General features: G+C 38.8%; 18 protein-coding genes. 3 read left to right on the top strand and 15 right to left on the bottom strand.

The annotated features are described in order from the left end of the window. The first annotated feature begins 896 nt into the window (after positions 1 to 896). A complete protein-coding gene (locus tag JFU50_RS18005) occupies positions 897 to 2,219 on the top strand; it encodes a hypothetical protein (RefSeq protein ID WP_201223531.1) in 1,323 nt (440 codons plus the stop codon). A 501-nt stretch (positions 2,220 to 2,720) separates the two neighbouring features. Here the strand turns inward: JFU50_RS18005 and JFU50_RS32000 are convergent. Together JFU50_RS32000 and JFU50_RS17995 are read right to left on the bottom strand one after the other, a co-directional pair. Then, positions 2,721 to 2,957, bottom strand: coding sequence for an Ig-like domain-containing protein (locus JFU50_RS32000; protein WP_446728185.1), 237 nt, complete (start codon positions 2,955 to 2,957; stop codon positions 2,721 to 2,723). Positions 2,958 to 3,040: 83 nt separating this feature from the next. Then, positions 3,041 to 3,178 (bottom strand): hypothetical protein, encoded by a 138-nt coding sequence (locus JFU50_RS17995; protein WP_201223529.1) that lies wholly within the window; start codon positions 3,176 to 3,178, stop codon positions 3,041 to 3,043. A 674-nt stretch (positions 3,179 to 3,852) separates the two neighbouring features. Between JFU50_RS17995 and JFU50_RS17990 the strand changes: the two genes are divergently transcribed. Both JFU50_RS17990 and JFU50_RS17985 read left to right on the top strand, forming a co-directional pair. Further along, the gene (locus JFU50_RS17990) at positions 3,853 to 4,044 is read left to right on the top strand and encodes a hypothetical protein (protein WP_201185987.1); all 192 of its coding nucleotides are present in this window, start codon (positions 3,853 to 3,855) and stop codon (positions 4,042 to 4,044) included. Between the two features lie 872 nt (positions 4,045 to 4,916). Then, positions 4,917 to 5,627: a polysaccharide deacetylase family protein gene (locus JFU50_RS17985; RefSeq protein WP_201223528.1), complete on the top strand. Its 711-nt coding sequence runs from the start codon at positions 4,917 to 4,919 to the stop codon at positions 5,625 to 5,627. Between the two features lie 337 nt (positions 5,628 to 5,964). Here the strand turns inward: JFU50_RS17985 and JFU50_RS17980 are convergent, their stop codons facing one another. From JFU50_RS17980 to JFU50_RS17920, 13 genes are all read right to left on the bottom strand, one after another. Then, positions 5,965 to 7,839, bottom strand: coding sequence for a S8 family peptidase (locus JFU50_RS17980; RefSeq protein WP_201223527.1), 1,875 nt, complete (start codon positions 7,837 to 7,839; stop codon positions 5,965 to 5,967). 171 nt (positions 7,840 to 8,010) lie between these two features. Then, positions 8,011 to 8,718 (bottom strand): ABC transporter ATP-binding protein, encoded by a 708-nt coding sequence (locus tag JFU50_RS17975; RefSeq protein WP_053347107.1) that lies wholly within the window; start codon positions 8,716 to 8,718, stop codon positions 8,011 to 8,013. Then, a complete protein-coding gene (locus tag JFU50_RS17970; protein ID WP_201185993.1) occupies positions 8,718 to 9,497 on the bottom strand; it encodes an ABC transporter ATP-binding protein in 780 nt (259 codons plus the stop codon). Before JFU50_RS17970 ends, JFU50_RS17975 begins: the two co-directional genes overlap by 1 nt. Then, complete coding sequence (locus JFU50_RS17965; RefSeq protein ID WP_053347109.1) at positions 9,472 to 10,434, bottom strand: branched-chain amino acid ABC transporter permease; 963 nt, start codon at positions 10,432 to 10,434, stop codon at positions 9,472 to 9,474. Before JFU50_RS17965 ends, JFU50_RS17970 begins: the two co-directional genes overlap by 26 nt. Positions 10,435 to 10,447: 13 nt before the next feature. After that, positions 10,448 to 11,326, bottom strand: coding sequence for a branched-chain amino acid ABC transporter permease (locus tag JFU50_RS17960; protein ID WP_201223526.1), 879 nt, complete (start codon positions 11,324 to 11,326; stop codon positions 10,448 to 10,450). 168 nt (positions 11,327 to 11,494) lie between these two features. Next, positions 11,495 to 12,673 (bottom strand): ABC transporter substrate-binding protein, encoded by a 1,179-nt coding sequence (locus JFU50_RS17955; protein ID WP_201223525.1) that lies wholly within the window; start codon positions 12,671 to 12,673, stop codon positions 11,495 to 11,497. A 580-nt stretch (positions 12,674 to 13,253) separates the two neighbouring features. Continuing rightward, positions 13,254 to 13,961, bottom strand: coding sequence for an ABC transporter ATP-binding protein (locus JFU50_RS17950; protein ID WP_053347112.1), 708 nt, complete (start codon positions 13,959 to 13,961; stop codon positions 13,254 to 13,256). Beyond that, the gene (locus tag JFU50_RS17945; protein ID WP_201223524.1) at positions 13,961 to 14,740 is read right to left on the bottom strand and encodes an ABC transporter ATP-binding protein; all 780 of its coding nucleotides are present in this window, start codon (positions 14,738 to 14,740) and stop codon (positions 13,961 to 13,963) included. Before JFU50_RS17945 ends, JFU50_RS17950 begins: the two co-directional genes overlap by 1 nt. After that, positions 14,715 to 15,686, bottom strand: a complete 972-nt coding sequence (locus JFU50_RS17940) for a branched-chain amino acid ABC transporter permease (RefSeq protein ID WP_053347114.1) — start codon at positions 15,684 to 15,686, stop codon at positions 14,715 to 14,717. The genes JFU50_RS17945 and JFU50_RS17940 overlap by 26 nt, the downstream gene beginning before the upstream one ends. A 13-nt stretch (positions 15,687 to 15,699) precedes the next feature. Beyond that, positions 15,700 to 16,578 carry a branched-chain amino acid ABC transporter permease gene (locus JFU50_RS17935; protein WP_053347115.1) on the bottom strand — a complete coding sequence of 293 codons (879 nt, stop codon included), beginning with the start codon at positions 16,576 to 16,578 and terminating at the stop codon, positions 15,700 to 15,702. Between the two features lie 74 nt (positions 16,579 to 16,652). Next, on the bottom strand, positions 16,653 to 17,843 hold the full coding sequence (locus JFU50_RS17930; RefSeq protein ID WP_201185997.1) for an ABC transporter substrate-binding protein: 1,191 nt from the start codon (positions 17,841 to 17,843) through the stop codon (positions 16,653 to 16,655). Positions 17,844 to 18,031: 188 nt separating this feature from the next. Next, positions 18,032 to 18,793, bottom strand: coding sequence for a tRNA threonylcarbamoyladenosine dehydratase (locus JFU50_RS17925; RefSeq protein WP_053347117.1), 762 nt, complete (start codon positions 18,791 to 18,793; stop codon positions 18,032 to 18,034). A gap of 111 nt (positions 18,794 to 18,904) precedes the next feature. Then, complete coding sequence (locus JFU50_RS17920; protein ID WP_201223523.1) at positions 18,905 to 20,011, bottom strand: M20 family metallopeptidase; 1,107 nt, start codon at positions 20,009 to 20,011, stop codon at positions 18,905 to 18,907. Positions 20,012 to 20,212 lie beyond the last annotated feature (201 nt).

Below are 20,212 nucleotides of genomic sequence, written 5' to 3'. Positions count from 1 at the left end.
GCAAATTGTTAAAATCTATAAAGTGACTTTATTACGACTGAGTTATGAGGTAACTTACACAAGGAGGACTTAGGACACCATTATATTTGTTATGGAGACTCCCCCCTTAATAATGAATTTCCAAAGACTATATTGATGTGAAAATGGAATCATCAGTATAAAAAACTCTAGATTAGCTATCCCAATGTTAGCTGAGGAGGCTTTAGGAGTGTATTCCAATAAAGTTTTTCCTTGCCGTACTATTGAACACTAAAACTGTTAATCGATAAGTGATACGAATTATCTTCCTTTATAAAAAAGCAAACTAGGAAAAGTTAATTAGCGTATTAAGTAATTCGTTAATATCTACAATGGCAAAGTGACTTGATTCTTAACTCAAAGACTCCCAAGAAAAAATAATTGAACCAACCAAAAAATTTAATTATATCAGGGGTAGCTGAGTAACATTTCACAATAAGGCAATTACTAGAGTGGAAGAGAATTACTTCTTCTTACGCAAACAGATTCCCGTACGCCTTTATTTTTTTAAACTTTTTAAAAAGAGGTCACACATCTACCTATGCAAAAACTTGGTTTGATGAATATATTATGTTAAACAGACAGATATCGTTATCATTGAGTATTTTACTAATACTCTAATAAGCCTTATTCAGTACGGAGATTGACAACGTGATTAAGCAGAGAAAGCAACCTGTGTCCACCATGCCTGCATCTACAAACTAGGTGTCACAAGTAAAAAACAATGAAGGACAATCCCTTATTCCTCAACTGCAACAGTCGGAAAGCCGTTACAAATTTGATTGAAGCAACGAAATGACAGAAGTTGTCCCTAAAACAAAAGCTATAAACTCATTAGCAAAAAAACACAATTTGTATGGAAATGATGGTGATAGTTAATGAATAAAGTAAATATAAATTCTTACATTCACCTTGTCAGAAATTATATGGGAATACAAGATTGGACAATAGCGATAAAGCAAGCTATTTTAGAAGCAGATCCAGGGGATATATTATTTCTACCAAATAATATATCCTATAATACTTTTAGCACAATTAATGTAGATAAGGCTATTTCAATAAAGGGAGGAGCGAAAATTGTTTCACATCATAACGGAGTTGCCTTACTGTTTAAGCCTACACTTTCTAGCTTCGGTAACGGTTTAGGAATTTGGGGAGCGGATTCCAATAGATTAGATGTTGATATTTCTGTAGAAAAAAAGGTAAAAGACTGGAGTGATGATAGTGTAGGTATACAGATTTTCAATAGTTACTTTGGGATTTTCAGATTTCCTAGAATCACAGGTTTTACTACGGGACTGATTGTAACAGCTGAAAAAATATTAACAAATGCAGAAGGTTCGTCCTACAATACCTTTTATATCGGAAGAATGGAGAATCACCGATATGGAATAGTTATGAAATCTCGTAAAAATTCAGGTTGGTGTACTGAAAATACATTTTATGGAGGTTCTCTTGGAAATGGCTTTGGCGTTCCTGAAGACAATTTCCAAGTATCTTTTGATAGTGATGAATCGGGTTGGAACAACAGTAACAAGTTCTATAATGTAAGTTTTGAAGGGTTCTATACCAAGTGTATAATCGGCAATTTCACACTTAATAATGATTTTTATTCTTGTAGATACGAAATGCCTCATTTGACTGAATTAGTAAACTGGGGAGCAATCACACAAAATAATGGTCTGTACAACGGAACTGGTTTGGGTAGTAATTTAGAAAAAATCATCGACAAAGGTAGATATAATCGAATCAGTTCAACCTCTGGATATTATACAGGTTATGTTGAGTATTTTGATAATGAGTTCTTTAGTTTTATAAAAAGCGGCACACCAATGAAACCAATAGCTGGGAAGAAAGTTGCTCCAATCGGAAATTTACCTCAAAAAACAATTTATGTAATCGATGGCATTGTTAATTTAGATTTAGCAATCGCAAGGGATTTTTATGTGCTCGCTCAATCAGACATAATGTCTATAAATTTTATTAATGTACCTCTGAATTCAAAAGGATTGGAGTTTCAAGTTAGCTTTTCTCAAGATAGTTCTAATGGATATAGTATATCAGGATTTCCGAATGCATTTAAATTTGGGCAAAGATCTGAAAAACCAATGAAACGAGCATGGGGGATGGATGGATATTCATTAAAAAACATATCTAATACGGACCCTAGTTTTATAGTTTTAAGTCAGTATACATCCTGAGAGATGTATCAAAGTAAGAATAAATTGTGTTCCCCAACAGCAGTAACTTCAGTCGGTATTTATTTAAGGTTGTGGTAAAAGAATAAATATGAAACTCCTGAACTGAATGAACTATGCCCTATAAAATGAATTCTAAAAAAAAGACCTATAGTTTAGCTAATACTCCGACACAATGATATTTTCCCCCTATCGTATCGTAGACAGTTGAAGGATATGTACTGTACTGATTATTATGGAGGGGATTTTTCATGGGAAAAACAGAAGAACTTTTAATTGATTTTAAATGAATTTTATGTACTTACGGTACATCAACATTTCAGGCCCGGCTCCTAATTCTATTTGCACAACTAAATGGTTTCAAATAATAAGGAAACAATTTTCTTCTCCTTTTCCACTTCACTACCACTCTCAAGTTTAATTCACCAGAACACTACCAGCTATACATAAAAAAGCCTCCGATATTCAAACAGAGGCTTCACATATTCAATAGTCGTGTTCTAGTCACTTTTTAACAGTAACTCTCCTTGATTCACTTACATTTTTCGCTTTATCTTTGGCATAGATATATAGGTTTTTTCCGGCTTTTTGCTTAGGAATTTTGACCGAGAATGTGCCTTTACTTGTTGCTTTGGCAGAGCCGATGACTTTTTTAGATGCTTTTACGTTTACAGTGGAGTTGGCTTCTGCTTTACCGGTTACTTTTGTCGTTTTTGTTGTTACTGTATTGACTGACGGTATACTTGGTGCTGTTTTGTCTGCGACGGTGACTTTTGACCGAGCTCTTATTTCCTGCCTTGTCGGTTGCTGTTACGGATAGAACTTTACCGGCCTTTTGTTTTTATCGTCATCGCAACAGTGAACTTCCCTGAGCTATTGGACTTTGCTTTTCCAAGCGCAGTGCGGCCCATTTTGACATTAACAGTAGAGTCTGCACCCTGCTGAACGGCATAATGAATCATCTAAATGATAACAGCAGTATCGGCATAATTTTAATTTTAATATTTGGAGACTTTCATTTGTCGCACGGTTGTCGTATTAAACACAAAGTTAATAATCTTACTGGTGAGAAAATCAGTAATATAACTGGATTAGAATATCTATCGAATAGCAAAGGAATCTCATGCATGTTATAAAACAAGCTTAATACCTACGAAATACTGATGAATCATTTCTAAAATCTAAAAATCTTTCCACATTAACCGATAATATTTGTAGGGAACATTTTTGGGGGAATTCGCATGAAAAAGTTATGGCATAAATTTAATATACGCTATTATGAAATCCTTTTTAAGGATTGTTTAAATGATAAAATGAAATGTGAATTTCAAAGAAAAATATCTTACCATAAACTTAAACTGGGTGAATTAAATTATGCATGCAGACAAACTTCCAGAAAGTTTAAAAAGGAAGTTTAGGCCGTTCCATTTGGGCGGCTTTTTTCATGCAATGAAGAGAGAGTGCCTCTCCCCCTACTTACATCCTAATAAACTAGGCCATGAATCGTCTCAGGTAAAGATTTTTTTGATTCTATGTAAAGTTTGTAATGAATCTATGTGTATTTCGTAATTTTATTGGAATCCTTGTTTGTCTCCTAACTTTTAGTAGTATGATAGAAAAAAAGGGGGTTCTTGGGATGAAATTTTCGAAGTATATTGTCAAATTATTTTCAATTATACAAAAGGAAATACCAGTAACTCATAATAAATGTCACGTCTGTGACGGAACAGGTGCCTATGATATATATACGGACTGTCTTACTTGTAATGGAAAAGGGCTAATAAGTAAAATGGAGTATAATAGGATGATTGAAGAAGGTGAAATTTAATGGTTTCGTATAGAAAGAAACTTGGCGACAACTCTAATTCACCGACAGCTATCAATCTCAGTTATACTAGCGAAATATGTGATATATGGAAGAGCAATCCTTATTACTTAATTTATTGGAAGATCCAATCGGTAATATTATTGAACTTTACAGTTGAAGTACTGAAATGATGTATGAAAATAAAGAGTAATGGTATATAAAAGTATAGGCTTTTTTTAAGCAACCGAATGATTCTCGGAGGCTTTTTATTCATGTTTAGACTTGGCTTAACACCATCACAACTAATATGGTTGCACATAATAAAGAAATAACTTCATCATACTTCCCCCCACTTCCACCCTACTCTCAAAGTTTACTTCACTAAACAACTATCAGCTATAAATAAAAACAAGCCTCCGAGATTTGCTCAGAGGCTTTTAATATTTTAAAAAATCGACATAGATATACAAGTTTTTTCCGGCTTTTTGCTTAGCAATTTTGACCAAGAATGTGCCTTTACTCGTTGCTTTGGCAGAGCCGATGACATCGACTATTGGATCACGGATTTCAAATTCTGATATGCAGTACAGTCATTATTAACCTTCTTATAGAATGTAGAGTTCCCTTCCTTATCATCAACCATAATTATGACAACAAGACTATACATCCTTTTGGTTAGAATTAATTTTTAATAAAGTGTAACTTATTTACAATTGAAATAGAGAATTTATCTTTATTTATTTGACTTTATTCCTGTAGACATATTGAATTTCATTTGTATGTAACAGGGTGAGAAGGATCAATAAATTTTATATTTTTTAAGACGCACATTTACAACCTTGAGTAATATTATGGGCTAATATACTAGGAGTTTTTTAGGGGGAATGATGTGAGTGTTAAAAAAAGTTAGCCTATTATTTCTTTTACTCGTACTTGTATGTAGTATTTGGGGTTTTTCTTCTGCATCTGCAGCAGAAGATAAAACAAGTAAGGTTGTCTATTTAACGTTTGACGATGGTCCGAATCAGTACACGCCAACAATTTTAGATATCTTAAAACAGAAAAAAGCAAAAGCGACCTTTTTTATGATTGAAGGAAATATTAAACGTAATCCAAAAACCGTAAATCGAATGATTAAAGAGGGAAATTATCCTGGGTTACATAGTGTTTCCCATGATGCAAAAAAATTATATAGAGGGAGTTCAAGTAATGTCGCAATCGAAATGGAGAAGACAAGACAAACGTTGTTAAAGGTTTCAAAGTTTGACAGTAAGCTGACTAGAGTTCCATACGGTAGTAAACCCTATATGACAAAACCGTTTCGAGATACCTTAGCCAAAAAGGGGTTCAAAATGTGGGATTGGAATATTGATACACTAGATTGGAAGTATAATAAAACAAACCCTAGCAAGATAACGTCTAACGTTAAAGCAGGTTTGAAAGGAAAAAAAGGTCCAATCGTCATTCTTTTCCACGATTCAAAAGGAACCGCACAACAGCTTCCGGAGATTATTGACTATCTAAGAGCACAAGGGTATAAGGTAGAGGTTTACAATCCAAAAAACCATATTGTCATGAATTTTTGGGAAGATAAAAGATTCTAGGATACCTAAAGAATCGAACCCAAATATCCATTGATGTTATATGAGAGTGCTAACCAAAGGTATTTAGCGACCTATGGTAGCATACTTCTGAATTTCAAAGAAAAATAGCTTACCATACATTTAAACTGGTTGATTTAAATAATTCACAAACTTCCTGATAGATTAAGGAAGTTAGGCCGTTCCATTTGGGCGGCTTTTTTCATGCAATGAAGAGATAGTTCCTCTACCCCTACTTCCACACCCCTCTCAAAGTAAAATTCACTAGAAAACTACCAGCTACATAAAAAAAACCTCCGAGATTCACTCAGAGGCTTCACATGTTCAAAAAATATTCTCGTCACTTTTTAACAGTAACTTTCTTTGATGCACTTACGTTTTTCGCTTTATCTTTGGCATAGATATAAAGGTTTTTTCCGGCTTTTTGCTTAGGGATATTGATTGAGTATGTGCCTTTACTCGTTGCTTTGGCAGAGCCGATGACTTTTTTAGATGCTTTTACGTATACAGTGGAGTTGGCTTCTGCTTTACCGGTTACTTTTGTCGTTTTTGTTGTTACTGTATTGACTGAAGGTATACTTGGTGCTGTTTTGTCTGCGACGGTGACTGTTTTGACCGAGCTCGTATTTCCTGCCTTGTCGGTTGCTGTTACGGATAGGACTTTACCGGCCTTTTGTTTTTTCGTCATCGTAACAGTGAAATTCCCTGAGCTATTGGACTTTGCTTTGCCAAGCGCAGTGCTGCCCATTTTGACAGTAACAGTAGAGCCTGCTTCTGCTTTGCCAGTTACTTTTGTCGTATTGTCACCGACACTATTTACTGTCGGTTTCATAGGTGCTGTTTTATCTTCTACCTTAACTAAAACAGGAACACTTTTATTTCCCGCATTATCGACAACTCTCGTATAGATTAACGTGCCAGCTGTCTGTTTAGCGATTGTCGCTGAAAACGTCTTTTCCCCGTTAATCTTCACTGTGGCGAGTGTTTTTTCATTGGTATAAATGGAAAGGGTGCCTGTTTTGAAATCACTTGGAATTTTCCCTTTGATCAACGTATCCTTATCAGAAATCGCCGTCACAGTTGGCCTGGTCAGCGTCTTCATTTCAAGCGCTTTTTTGGCATTCACCCGGCCATTTCCATAGTATATATCTTTCCCTTTTGTACCTAGGTCAATAGCTGAATCATAGAGACGGTATTCCACCTCATATTTAGTGAGTTTTGGCTCATTGGACCAAATCAGTGCTGCTACACCGGCCACCATAGGCGTAGCCATTGATGTTCCACTCATCCAACCATATCTATTATTTGGTAATGTTGAAAGAATATAGTCGCCAGGGGCGGCAATATCGACTGTTGAATGATAGTTGGAATAATTAGTTCGCTTATCTTTTGAATCGGTAGCGGCCACAGAAATGACATGACTGAATGCAGCTGGATACACGCGCTGTACACTTTTCCCCATATCTCCTTCATTTCCGGCAGCTGCGACAATCAATAAGCCTTTATTATAAGCCTCTTGGACAGCCTTGTTTAACGCTTCCGAATAACTGGTCTCGCCTAGACTCATATTAATAATGTCTGCCCCCTGCTGTACGGCATAATGAATGGCCTCAATGATATCAGCAGTATCGGCATATTTTCCATTAAAAACGTTAATCGGCATAATTTTAATGTTCGGCGCAACACCTGTTCCACCTAAGTCATTGTTGGCCGAACCTGCGATGATTCCTGCAATATGTGTTCCATGTTCCCCTACTGGTACAATATTCTTCCGATTGCGTACCGCATCATAGGGATGGTCGATTTTCCCTTTTAAATCTTCGTGATTACGATCAATTCCATCATCAATGATGGCCACGACCATTTCCTTTGAACCCATGGTTTTTGTCCATGCAGCTTGTGTACCAAGTTTTTTGTGATGCCACTGGTCTATGTAGGCTGGATCGTTCGGGCTTTCCATCTTCTTAAAAAGATAGTTAGGCTCTGCATATTCTACATTCTTCTGCTCTTCAAGTTCCTCGATAAGATTGTCGGTTGTTTCCCCTTTGGGAACGTCGACCGTCTCTATTAAATCTCTGATTGGCTCATTGTTCGTCTCTTTATATTTGACAAGAACACCGTCAGTTTGTGGACTCTCTGCAGCTTCTGGCTGATAGCTTGGTAGAATCATAAGTATTAATATAACTGAAAGGCTCAACTGAATGAATTTGTGCATAAAATCACTCCAAAAGTATGATTAAGAATAGATATGGATGAGGTTTGATACTTGAACCAACTCTACTATTATTCCTAATTAGATTGTATACCTAGTGATTTAGATTTACTAACCTTTTCATCTAGTTAAATTAGCTCATTTCTGGCAAAACAAAAAACCGCTATATGCGGTTTAATGTCCACCTAAATATGCATTCTTGATTTCTTCGCTTGCGGTTAGTTCCTCGGATTTACCGGATAGAACGATACGGCCTGTTTCGACGACATAGGCTCTGTCCGCGATAGATAGGGCCAAGTTAGCATTTTGTTCGACAAGCAAGATGGTTGTACCGGTTTTATTGATTTCTTCTATAATATTAAAGATTTGTTTCACTAGTAATGGTGCAAGTCCCATAGACGGCTCGTCCAATAACAGGAGGCGCGGCTTTGCCATAAGGGCTCGGCCCATTGCAAGCATTTGTTGTTCCCCTCCGGAAAGAGTTCCAGATTGCTGCTTCAGTCGTTCAAGCAAACGCGGGAATAATTCATAGACTTTCTCCATATCTTGCTTGATGCCTGCTTTATCTTTTCGTAAATAGGCACCGAGCTGAAGGTTTTCTTCCACCGTCATATTCGCGAAGACGCGGCGGCCTTCTGGAACATGAGAGATTCCCATTTTCACAATAGACTGTGCGGCTTTTCCGCCGATAGATTGCCCTTCGTACATTATTTTTCCTTGTTTCGGTTTTAATAGGCCGGAAATTGTTTTCAGCATCGTACTTTTCCCTGCACCGTTAGCCCCGATTAAGGTTACGATTTCACCTTCGTTAATAGAAAGTGAGATACCTTTCAGCGCTTGAATGTTTCCGTAATATACGTTAATGTCCTCGATTTTTAACATTATGAAACCTCCTCGCCAAGATAGGCCTCGATGACTTTTGGATTGTTACGAATTTCTTCTGGCTTTCCTTGAGCGATTAGCTGTCCGTGATCGAGTACGTATATGCGTTCGCAAACACCCATGACAAGCGGCATATCATGTTCAATCAATAAAACGGTCAGATCAAATTTTTCACGGATGAGGGCTATCAAGTTCATTAGTTCATGCGTTTCCTGCGGGTTCATCCCGGCTGCCGGTTCATCTAGTAAAAGCAGTTTCGGATTTGCGGCAAGCGCACGGGCTATTTCCAAGCGTCGCTGTTTACCATATGGCAGGTTTTTTGCCTTTTCATCCTTGTATTGATCCAGGTTAAAAATTTTCAAGAACTCAATGGCCTTATCATCCATCTCCTTTTCCCCTTTAAAATGGATAGGCAAACGGAAGATCGAACTCAAAATACTATGTTTCGAAAGAGAGTGATAGGCAACTTTTACATTATCAATCACTGAAAGTTCACTGAACAAGCGAATGTTTTGGAATGTCCGACTGATCCCTTTTTGTGTGATTTTATATGGGGGCAGTTTTCTTAAGTTCTCACCTTCTAAAGAAATCGTGCCCTCTGTAGGGACGTAAACTCCTGTCAGCAAGTTAAAGAAAGTTGTTTTTCCAGCGCCGTTCGGCCCAATCAAGCCAATTAGTTCTCCTGGATATAACTCGACGTTAACATCAGAAACGGCCTTAAGCCCTCCGAACTGGATGCCGACTGAATCGACTTTAAGCAGCGGTGTTTTTATTTTCATGGCTGCTGCCTCCTTTACGTTTGAACATGGATGTTATTTCTTTTGTACCCATTAAACCTTGTGGACGATAGATCATCATCACGATAAGCACAAGGCTGTAGATGATCATTCGTGTTTCCGGGTAATCTTGAAGGAAAGTCGTAACAACCGTTAGTAATATTGCGGCCAATACGGCACCGGAAAGACTTCCAAGACCACCAAGTACTACTAAAATCAAAATATCAAATGATTTCAAGAATCCGAAGTTCGATGGCTGGATAATATAGAAGTTATGCGCGTATAACCCTCCAGCAATCCCTGCAAAAAAAGCACCAATCGCAAACGCGACAACTTTGTAATACGTCGTATTTATTCCCATCGAATCTGCAGCCGTTTCGTCCTCGCGGATCGAAATGCAGGCTCTTCCGTGGGTCGAGCTTGTAAAGTTTCGGATAACAATGATCGTAACGAGAACCGCAGCGAACACCCATGGCCAAGTAGTTAAATGGGAAACCTGCATTCCGCTCGCCCCTCCAACATAATCAATATTCAAAAGAATAATCCGGACGATTTCCCCAAAACCGAGGGTCGCAATCGCCAAGTAGTCTCCTTTAAGACGTAAACTTGGGATTCCGATGATCAAACCGGCCAACGCTGCCACCAAACCGCCAACTATCAATGCCACAACAAACGGCATTTCTAACTTCATGGTCATTATTGCTGAAGCATAGGCACCAACTGCCAGGAATCCAGCATGTCCGATGGAAAACTGTCCGGTCACCCCGATGATTAAGTGTAAGCTTGCTGCTAGGATAATATTAATCCCGATGAACATGAGCGTATTTTGATAAAAAGGATTTAGCGATCCGCCGCCGATTAAAACTTGAATCACGGCGAAAAAGATCAGTGATAGCGAAATCGAGAGCCAAAAACCTTTTGCTCGCTTAAATGTAGTCATTGCTTTGTCTCCCCTATACTTTTTCTTTTTTGTTTTTACCGAATAAGCCTTGTGGCATGAAAATCAAGATAAGAATCAGTACGATGAAGGCTACAGCATCACGCCATAATGAGTAACCGGCGGCACTGACCAATGCCTCGATGACACCAAGCAGTAAGCCTCCAACCATCGCGCCCGGTATAATCCCGATTCCTCCAAGTACGGCAGCAACAAATGCCTTCAAACCTGGCAGCACACCCATGAGCGGCTCAATTTTAATATAATAAATACCGAAAATGACACCTGCTGCTCCAGCTAAAGCGGAACCGATTGCAAATGTAGCCGAAATTGTGTTATTAACATTTATCCCCATCAACTTAGCCGCATCCGCGTCAAAAGAAACGGCACGCATGGCTTTTCCTATTTTTGTTTTATGAACGATGATTTGTAAAATGATCATTAAAACGACAGCTACACCGAAAATTAAAACCGATTGACTGTTGATAGAAACTCCAAAAATATTAAATTTGTCTGTTGGCAATACATCACTTGGATAAGCCTCTGGCTGTGCACCACGAACGTAGATGAATCCATATTCGATTAAAAGCGAAACCCCTATAGCTGTGATAAGTGCGGCAATACGCGTTGCGTTCCTCAACGGCTTGTACGCAATCCGCTCGATTAATACCCCAAAGATTGCACAGACTGTCATCGAGATTAATAGAGCAGGTACGAATGATAGATCCAGAACCGTTATTGAGTAAAAACCAACGAATGACCCAACCATGAAAACATCACCATGAGCAAAGTTAATTAATTTAACAATCCCGTAAACCATCGTATAACCGAGAGCGATAAGGGCATAAATACTTCCTAGTGAAACCCCGTTAATTAGCTGTTGTATCAATTCCATGTTCGACTCTCCTTGAAAAATCTAATTTTATAATATGGCAAGTTCAGACTCTCGTTTCCACTCAAAATGGAAGTTCCATAAGCCTTTATATACTAGAAAAATGAGAATTCGCCAGCACCTTCTATTGTAAGAAAGGCCGGCGAAAGGATTAAAACTTTTACTCTATCATTAAGGATTGATTTTTGTGTTAAATACTTGTTTCCCATCTTTAAACTCAAGAATGGTAGCAGATTTGATTGGATTGTGTTTTTCATCCAAAGTAAATGTCCCAGTTACAAGTTCAAGGTCTTTTGTTTTCTCAAGGGCATCCTTAATTTTTTCTGAATCTGTCGAGCCTGCCCGTTTAATTGCATCTGCAAGGTAGTATCCTGTGTCATATCCTAAAGCATTAAAAGCATCAGGAGATTTATCTTTGTATTTCGCTTTAAATGCAGACACAAAATTCTGAATTTTCTCATCAGGATCACCTGAAGAATAATGGTTCGTGATGAATGTGTTATTTAGCGCTTTAGCACCGGCAATTTCTACTAGTTTAGGAGAGTCCCAACCGTCGCCGCCCATAAATGGTACGTCAAGTCCTGTTTCACGTGCCTGTTTCACAATCAGACCAGCTTCTTCATAATAACCAGGTAGGAAAATAAAATCCGGTTTTGCTGATTTCAAACGAGTCAATGTAGAACGGAAATCAGTATCCTTCGCAATGTAAGCTTCTTCCGCAACGATTTTCCCGCCATTTGCAATGAATTGTTCTTTAAAGGCTGCCGCTAATCCTTTTGAATAATCACTTGCGCTATCAATATAGATGGCAGCACTTTTTGCTTTGACTTCACTAGTTGCAAAATTCGCAGCAACTGTACCTTGGAAAGGATCGATGAAGCTTGTTCTGAAAATAAAATCGTTCAATTTATTATCTTTATATGTGATTTCTGGGCTTGTCCCAGAAGGGCTGATAACTGGAACTTTATTATCTTGTGCGATCTGTACTTGTGCAATCGTGTTCGTACTTGTAGCTGCACCAACAATTGCTGTAACCTTATCTTGTGAAGTCAGCTTGATAGCACCGCTTGTTGCTTCAGACGCTTCAGATTTATTATCAACTTTTATAAGTTTGATTTTTTTACCGTCAATTCCTTCTTTGTTAATCTCTGCAGTCGCAAGCTCTAGACCTTCCGCAATCGATTGACCATATGAGGCTACACCACCTGATAATTCAAGGTTGACCCCGATCTTAATTGTTTCTCCCTCTCCACTTGATTTCTCTGATGAACCAGAGCCGGAACAACCCGCTAAAACGCCTGCTGCAAGTGTTAAAGAAAGGAATGCACCTGCTAGTTTTTTCTTTTTCATAATTAACCCCTCCATTTTGTAATCATAGCTCTGATGCATGAATATTTATTCAAAACGCCCCAGAAAAAATTGATTAGATTAAATGTTTATAATTAAATAAATATTTCGAAAATTAGTTTACCGCATAAATTTCATTCCGTCTATACAATAATTGAATGAATATTTTGCTAAATGGTATATTTTTCACAGAGGCTACTCGCTGTTTCTATTTTTATATATTTTAATTATTGTGAAAATAGCCTGTATTATCAGAATATACAGATTAATTTTATTATATTGATATTATAAAGTTCTAAATTAATACTAAAAAAATTTTATTCCACTTTCCATTATTTTCATCCTATTTAATACATTTTTTCCAAAAAACAAGTATAACGGTAGGGAATTAAACCCATTTTTTTACTATGTTTTAGTCTTTGTTCCTAGTTTATAATTGAACTAGATTCTCTTAAATGTATAAAATGCTGTATATAATTCTATTCTATTTCATATCTGGAATGGGTGCTTTCTTGCTAGCATTATGATCATAATCAGAAATACTGTTCTTTCTCTACACAACAAAAAACCGCCAAACGGCGGTTTAGTGGCCTCCTAAGTAGGCCATTTTTATTTCTTCACTAGAAGTGAGTTCATCGGCGTTGCCAGAAAGGACAATCCGTCCTGTTTCAACGACGTAGGCCCGATCTGCAATGGATAGAGCAAGGTTGGCGTTTTGCTCAACTAAAAGAATCGTTGTGCCAGCCTCGCTGATCTCTTGGATGATGTTGAAGATTTGTTTCACCAGCAACGGAGCAAGTCCCATGGAAGGTTCATCGAGCAGTAATAAACGTGGTTTCGCCATTAAAGCTCGCCCCATTGCAAGCATCTGCTGTTCACCACCTGATAGGGTGCCAGCCTGTTGTTTGATCCTTTCTAGTAACCTCGGAAATAGTTCATAGACTTTCTCCATATCTTTTTTGATGCCTTCTTTGTCTTTTCGTAAATAGGCTCCAAGCTCCAAGTTTTCGGCAACCGTCATGTTAGCAAAGACACGACGGCCTTCGGGGACATGGGAGATGCCCATTTTCACGATTGATTGGGCAGCTTTTCCTCCAATCGAACCCTCTTCGAAAAGAACCTTTCCTTGTTTCGGTTTTAACAACCCCGAAATCGTTTTGAGCAATGTGCTTTTCCCGGCTCCATTTGCTCCGATTAAGGTGACTATTTCCCCTTCGTTAATTTCCATCGTAACTCCCTTTAACGCTTGGATGTTCCCATAATAGACATTGATGTCCTCGATTTTCAGCATTATGAAACCTCCTCGCCAAGATACGCTTCGATAACCTTTGGATCGTTGCGGATTTCTTCAGGCTTTCCGTGGGCGATAAGCTGACCATGATCGAGTACGTAAATACGTTCGCATACACCCATGACAAGTGACATATCATGTTCGATGAGCAATACCGTAAGATTGAATTCCTTTCGGATAAACGCAATTAGGTTCATCAATTCTTTCGTTTCATGCGGGTTCATCCCAGCTGCTGGTTCGTCAAGTAAAAGAAGTTTCGGATTTGCTGCAAGAGCCCGAGCAATTTCCAGTCGTCTCTGCTTCCCATATGGCAGATTCTTCGCTTTTTCATCCTTATATTGGTCCAGGTTGAAAATCTTCAAGAACTCAATCGCCTTATCATCCATTTCCTTTTCACCGGAAAAGTGTCCCGGCAATCTGAATACAGAGCTTGCAATCATATGCTTGGCGAGTGAGTGGTAAGCAACCTTGACGTTATCGATCACGGATAACTCACTAAAGAGGCGGATATTTTGAAAGGTCCTGGAAATTCCTTTTCTCGTAATTTTATAAGGCGGTTGTTTTTTTAAGTTTTCCCCATTTAAAGCAATCGTTCCTTCTGTAGGAACATACACACCCGTCAACAAATTAAAGAAGGTCGTTTTCCCGGCACCATTCGGACCAATCAGGCCAACAAGTTCCCCCGGAAATAATTCCACGTTAACATCTGAAACAGCTTTCAGTCCACCGAAGCGGATTCCCACTGAATCTACTTTAAGCAACGGTATTGTGGCTTCCATCCTTAGGTCCCCCTTTAGTTTTTTTACCAGTGAACAATGTCGTAATTTCTCTTGTCCCCATTAAACCTTGCGGGCGGAATATCATCATCAAAATCAGTACAAGGCTGTAAATAATCATCCTTGTTTCCGGGTAATCCTGAAGGAATGTGGTCACGATTGTTAATAAAATCGCGGCCAAAACAGAACCTGATAGACTTCCAAGACCACCGAGAACCACGAAGATCAGAATATCGAATGATTTTAGGAAACCGAAATTCGACGGCTGGATAATATAGAAGTTATGAGCGTAAAGCGAGCCAGCAACTCCGGCAAAAAAGGCTCCAATGACGAAAGCTGCCACTTTATAATAAGTCGTATTGATTCCCATCGCGTCAGCGGCCGTTTCATCTTCTCTTACGGAAATACATGCACGCCCATGGGTTGAATTCGTGAAATTCCGAATCACAATAATAGTAATCATTACACAGGCAAATACCCATGGCCACGTTGTCAAATGGGATACCTGCATCCCGCTTGCTCCGCCTACATAATCAATATTCAAGAGGACTATCCGGACAATTTCCCCAAATCCAAGTGTGGCAATCGCCAAGTAATCCCCCTTCAGACGTAAGCTCGGAATTCCAATTACCATACCTGCTACAGCGGCTAAAATCCCCCCTGCCAATAAGGCAATAATGAATGGTAATTCAAGCTTCATTGTCATCACAGCGGAAGCATAGGCCCCTACTGCTAAAAAACCGGCATGTCCGATAGAGAACTGTCCGGTGATTCCGATGATTAAATGAAGACTCGTCGCCAGCATAATATTGATACCGATAAACATGAGCGTATTGATATAAAATGGATTGAGCATGCCGTTTGAAATGGTAAACTGCATGACCGAGAAAAAAATAAGTGCCAACACAATCGAGAGCCAAAAACCCTTTGAATTCTTTAAAGTAGTCATCGCTATGTCTCCCCTATACTTTTTCTCTTTTATTTTTACCGAATAAGCCCTGTGGCAAGAAAATTAATATCAAGATGAGTACGATAAAAGCCACACCGTCACGCCATAAAGAGTAACCGGCGGCACTGACCAACGCCTCAATAACTCCAAGCAGTAGACCGCCGACCATTGCTCCAGGAATAATGCCAATGCCGCCTAAAACTGCTGCAACAAAGGCTTTAAGGCCAGGAAGGACACCCATTAACGGCTCAATCTTAATATAGTAGATTCCAAAAATAACACCTGCCGCCCCTGCAAGAGCCGAACCTATTGCGAAGGTAGCGGAAATCGTATTATTGACATTGATGCCCATAAGCGTAGCCGCTTCGGAATCAAATGAAACGGCACGCATGGCTTTGCCGATTTTTGTTTTATGTACAACAAATTGTAGGATAATCATTAAAATAATCGATACGGATAAAATTAATATAGATTGGCTGCTGATGGAAACTCCTAATATATCGAGTTTATCCATCGGAAGGACATCGTTTGGATAGGCTTCTGGCTGAGCGCCACGGATGTAGATTAGACCATTTTCTATTAGAAGGGAAACACCGATGGCCGTAATTAAGGCCGCAATCCGTGTTGCATTTCGAAGGGGTTTATAAGCAATACGTTCAATTAAGACACCAAATATGGCGCATACAATCATTGAAATCAATAAAGCAGGGATGAACGATAAGTCCAATACCGTAATTGAGTAAAAACCAACAAATGAACCAACCATAAATACGTCACCATGAGCAAAGTTTATCAGCTTGACGATCCCGTATACCATCGTATAGCCAAGAGCAATCAATGCATAAATGCTGCCGAGTGAAATGCCATTTACCAATTGCTGAATCAGTTCCATATTGCACTCTCCCCGAAAAGGTGTTTTTTTAGTGAAGATAGAATAGGGGGACTTGCCCCCTATCCGCTTAACTATTATGGATTGATTTTTGTTTTAAATGTTTGTTTACCATCTACATATTCTAAAATAGTAGCCGATTTGATTGGATCATGATTTTTATCGAGGTTAAGAGTCCCTGATACTAATTGAAGATCTTTGACATCTTCCAAGGCTTGTCTGATTTTTTCGGGAGAAGCATCTCCTGATCTTTTGATAGCGTCAGCCAGGTAGTACCCAGTGTCATAGCCAAGGGCAGCAAAAGCATCTGGTGTTTTATTGTATTTCTTTTTGTAAGCTGCAACGAAATCTTGGATTTTTGCATCTTCATCTTCTGGAGAATAGTGATTAGTGATAAAGGTATTTTTCAATGCCTCTGCCCCAGCAATTTCAACGACTTTCGGAGAATCCCAGCCATCTCCACCCATGAATGGAAGGTCGATGCCGTCTTCACGAGCTTGCTTTAAGATAAGTCCAACTTCTTCATAATAACCAGGAAGGAAAACGAATTCCGGTTTTGCAGATTTGATACGTGTTAATGTTGCGCGGAAATCAGTATCTTTCGTTACATAGGCTTCTTCCGCTACAATTTTACCGCCGTTTGCAGTAAATGCTTCTTTAAATGCTGCGGCTAATCCTTTTGAATAATCACTTGCGCTATCTACATAGATTGCTGCAGTCTTCGCCCCAATATCATCAGATGCGAAATTAGCTGCAACCGTCCCTTGGAAAGGATCGATAAAGCAAGTTCTGAACACATAATCGTTTAATTTTCCAGCTTTATTTGTTATGTCGGGATTTGTTGCAGTTGGTGTGAGAAGAGGAACTTTATTATCTTGTGCGACTTGAACCTGTGCCAAAGTGTTCGTGCTTGTAGCTGATCCAACTACAGCGACAACTTTGTCCTGACTGACTAATTTAATTGAACCGCTTGTAGCTTCTGCTGCATCAGATTTATTATCAACTTTAATGATTTCTAGCTTTTTTCCGTCAATGCCTTCTTTATTAATTTCTTCGATGGCCAGTTTCAAACCATCCGCAGCCGACTGACCGAATGATGCAGTACCACCTGACAATTCAAGGTTGGCACCAATTTTAATGGTGTCACCCGAGGTGGATGAGCCCCCACTTGAACTGCTAGTTTTCGAGTCGCTATTACAACCTGCCAGCGCCCCAGCTACTAGTGAAAGTGATAGAAACACTCCTGCTAGCTTTTTCTTCTTCTTCATTTGAAACCCCCTAATTTAGTATATTATTCTCATTGACAGAATATTTAAATAAAAATAATATTCTGAAAACAGTGTATCTCATTCTATCGACTCCGTCTATATGTCATAGAAAAAAATGTTAATAAAAAATATTTTCGTGATAATATGAACAAAAAAACTGACTCCGTTTAGAGTCAGTTAAATGTCTATCAGTCATTAACACGGCGAACTTCAATGTCTTTTACAATATCATTGATTACCCAACTGGCCGCAATTAAGCCAGCTACAGATGGTACGAAAGCATTGGAAGATGGCGGCATTTGAGCTTTACGGATTTTAGCATTGTCATTGCCGACTTCTTTTCGAACATCCTCACGAATGACAATCGGGCTTTCATCGGAAAAGACGACAGGAATTCCCTTTGTGATGCCCTCTTTTCGTAATCTTGTACGAATGACCTTGGCAAGCGGATCTGTATGCGTTTTAGAAATATCAGCAATTTGGAAACGGGTTGGGTCCATTTTATTGGCAGCTCCCATGCTTGAAATCACCTTAATATTTCGTTTCAGGCATTCCTTCATCACATGCATCTTATAAATGACCGTATCTGATGCATCAATGACATAGTCAAGATTATAACTGAAGAACTCTTCAAACGTTTCTTCTGTATAGAACATTTTTAGCGCGATTACTTCGCAGTCCGGATTAATATCTTGAATGCGGGTCTTCATCAATTCCGCTTTCGGCTGACCTACAGTTGAGAGAAGAGCATGAATCTGTCTGTTCACATTAGTAATGTCGACATCATCTTTATCAACAAGGATAATTCGACCTACTCCTGTACGTGCCAACGCCTCAGCTGAAAAAGAACCGACGCCACCTACACCTAGAACAGCAACGGTCGTGTTCTTCAGTATATCTATGCCTTCCTTACCAATCGCTAATTCATTTCGAGAAAACTGATGCAACATATATATTCAACTCCAATAAATTCTGTTCTTATTTAGATTCCCAATTAACAATATATCATAAACATCATTTATGACAAGTGAAATATGAGCAGAGTTATCGGAATTAGTATACTAGTTCATTGTAGACAATTTTTGAAGAACTGTTGCTAGAAGAAGCGTTCGTTCTGTCAGGCTAGGAACTTCTAAATACTCATCTTCACTATGTGCATTTCCGCCAATTGGACCTAGTCCGTCTACGGTTGCAATTCCTAATTCAGATGTAAAAGAAGCATCTGAACCTCCACCCGTAGCCGTATCGGTGATATTGATGCCGATTTCCTGCCCCGCCTGATTGATAGCCTCTAATAGAATGGTCGTTTGTTCGTTCTTTTCCATAGGTGGCCGGTCCATTTTGCCGCTAAGCGTCGTTTTCGTTCCCGCAATATAATTGTGAGCACAGATTTTTTTCATTTGTTTTAGGATCATAACTTCCTGTTTTTTTTCTGAGATACGTACATCCACAAAGGCAGCGGCGTGGGAGGCAATGGTATTGACAGCTGAACCGCCTTCAATTATCCCGACATTTACACTAATCCCCTGCTTAAGATCATTTAACCTATGCAGTGCGATAATCTTATGAGCCAATTCTTCAATTGCACTTCGTCCTTTTTCCGGTTCAATCCCCGAGTGAGCAGACACTCCTACTATGTCCACTTTAAATTGCCCGCAGCCTCTTCTCGCCGTAACAAGTGAACCATCCGACCTCGCCGGCTCTAGAATTAACGCAAATTTCTTATTTGCCGCATTCTCAGAAATGAGTGAAGCAGAAGAAGGAGACCCTATCTCTTCATCACTATTGAGAATGATTTGAATATGTTTATACCCGGTCTTCCCTGCCTGTTTCATACAAAGAATCGCATAAAAAAGTTCGACTAAGCTTGCCTTCATATCAGCAACACCAGGTCCGTATGCGCGATCTCCTATCACTTTAAAAGGACGTTTTTGTACCGTCCCTTCTGGAAAAACTGTATCCATATGTGCGACAACAAGAATATGTGGTTGAAGCGCATCACGATGCTGAATAACTAATTGATTGCCATAATTCTTTTGTTCCACAATATTCACAATAAAATCAAGACTCTCAAATTTCGTTTTTAAAATCGTACCAATTTTATCAATTCCCTGTTTTGTATAAGAACCACTATCAATATTCACAAGCTGCTCCACTAATTGAAGCATTTCTCTCCTCTTAGCATCCAATAAGTCTTTCAAAGCCCTCACTACTTTCTTTTTCCTTGCTCTAATTATTTCAACCTTACTACATACTTTACGAATGTATATTGTGGAGTGTTCCTTAAATGGGGGTTTTTGATGCTAACTCGTGAGTTTCAGCCATTTACTCGTGAGTTTCAGCTTTTACTCGTGAGTTTCAGCTTTTTA

The sequence above is a fragment of the Peribacillus sp. TH14 genome (assembly GCF_016651145.1).
In the GTDB taxonomy this organism is placed as follows: domain Bacteria; phylum Bacillota; class Bacilli; order Bacillales; family DSM-1321; genus Peribacillus; species Peribacillus butanolivorans.
Note: the sequence above shows the minus strand (reverse complement) of the source record. Positions and strands in the feature narration are given on the sequence as shown.

Bases quoted from the DNA above. Each gene is read 5' to 3' on its own strand.
- JFU50_RS18005 (WP_201223531.1), top strand. From the start codon at position 897: ATGAATAAAGTAAATATAAATTCTTACATTCACCTTGTCAGAAATTAT.
- JFU50_RS17995 (WP_201223529.1), bottom strand. From the start codon at position 3,178: ATGATTCATTATGCCGTTCAGCAGGGTGCAGACTCTACTGTTAATGTC.
- JFU50_RS17990 (WP_201185987.1), top strand. From the start codon at position 3,853: ATGAAATTTTCGAAGTATATTGTCAAATTATTTTCAATTATACAAAAG.
- JFU50_RS17980 (WP_201223527.1), bottom strand. From the start codon at position 7,839: ATGCACAAATTCATTCAGTTGAGCCTTTCAGTTATATTAATACTTATG.
- JFU50_RS17975 (WP_053347107.1), bottom strand. From the start codon at position 8,718: ATGTTAAAAATCGAGGACATTAACGTATATTACGGAAACATTCAAGCG.
- JFU50_RS17970 (WP_201185993.1), bottom strand. From the start codon at position 9,497: ATGAAAATAAAAACACCGCTGCTTAAAGTCGATTCAGTCGGCATCCAG.
- JFU50_RS17965 (WP_053347109.1), bottom strand. From the start codon at position 10,434: ATGACTACATTTAAGCGAGCAAAAGGTTTTTGGCTCTCGATTTCGCTA.
- JFU50_RS17960 (WP_201223526.1), bottom strand. From the start codon at position 11,326: ATGGAATTGATACAACAGCTAATTAACGGGGTTTCACTAGGAAGTATT.
- JFU50_RS17955 (WP_201223525.1), bottom strand. From the start codon at position 12,673: ATGAAAAAGAAAAAACTAGCAGGTGCATTCCTTTCTTTAACACTTGCA.
- JFU50_RS17950 (WP_053347112.1), bottom strand. From the start codon at position 13,961: ATGCTGAAAATCGAGGACATCAATGTCTATTATGGGAACATCCAAGCG.
- JFU50_RS17945 (WP_201223524.1), bottom strand. From the start codon at position 14,740: ATGGAAGCCACAATACCGTTGCTTAAAGTAGATTCAGTGGGAATCCGC.
- JFU50_RS17940 (WP_053347114.1), bottom strand. From the start codon at position 15,686: ATGACTACTTTAAAGAATTCAAAGGGTTTTTGGCTCTCGATTGTGTTG.
- JFU50_RS17935 (WP_053347115.1), bottom strand. From the start codon at position 16,578: ATGGAACTGATTCAGCAATTGGTAAATGGCATTTCACTCGGCAGCATT.
- JFU50_RS17930 (WP_201185997.1), bottom strand. From the start codon at position 17,843: ATGAAGAAGAAGAAAAAGCTAGCAGGAGTGTTTCTATCACTTTCACTA.
- JFU50_RS17925 (WP_053347117.1), bottom strand. From the start codon at position 18,793: ATGTTGCATCAGTTTTCTCGAAATGAATTAGCGATTGGTAAGGAAGGC.
- JFU50_RS17920 (WP_201223523.1), bottom strand. From the start codon at position 20,011: ATGCTTCAATTAGTGGAGCAGCTTGTGAATATTGATAGTGGTTCTTAT.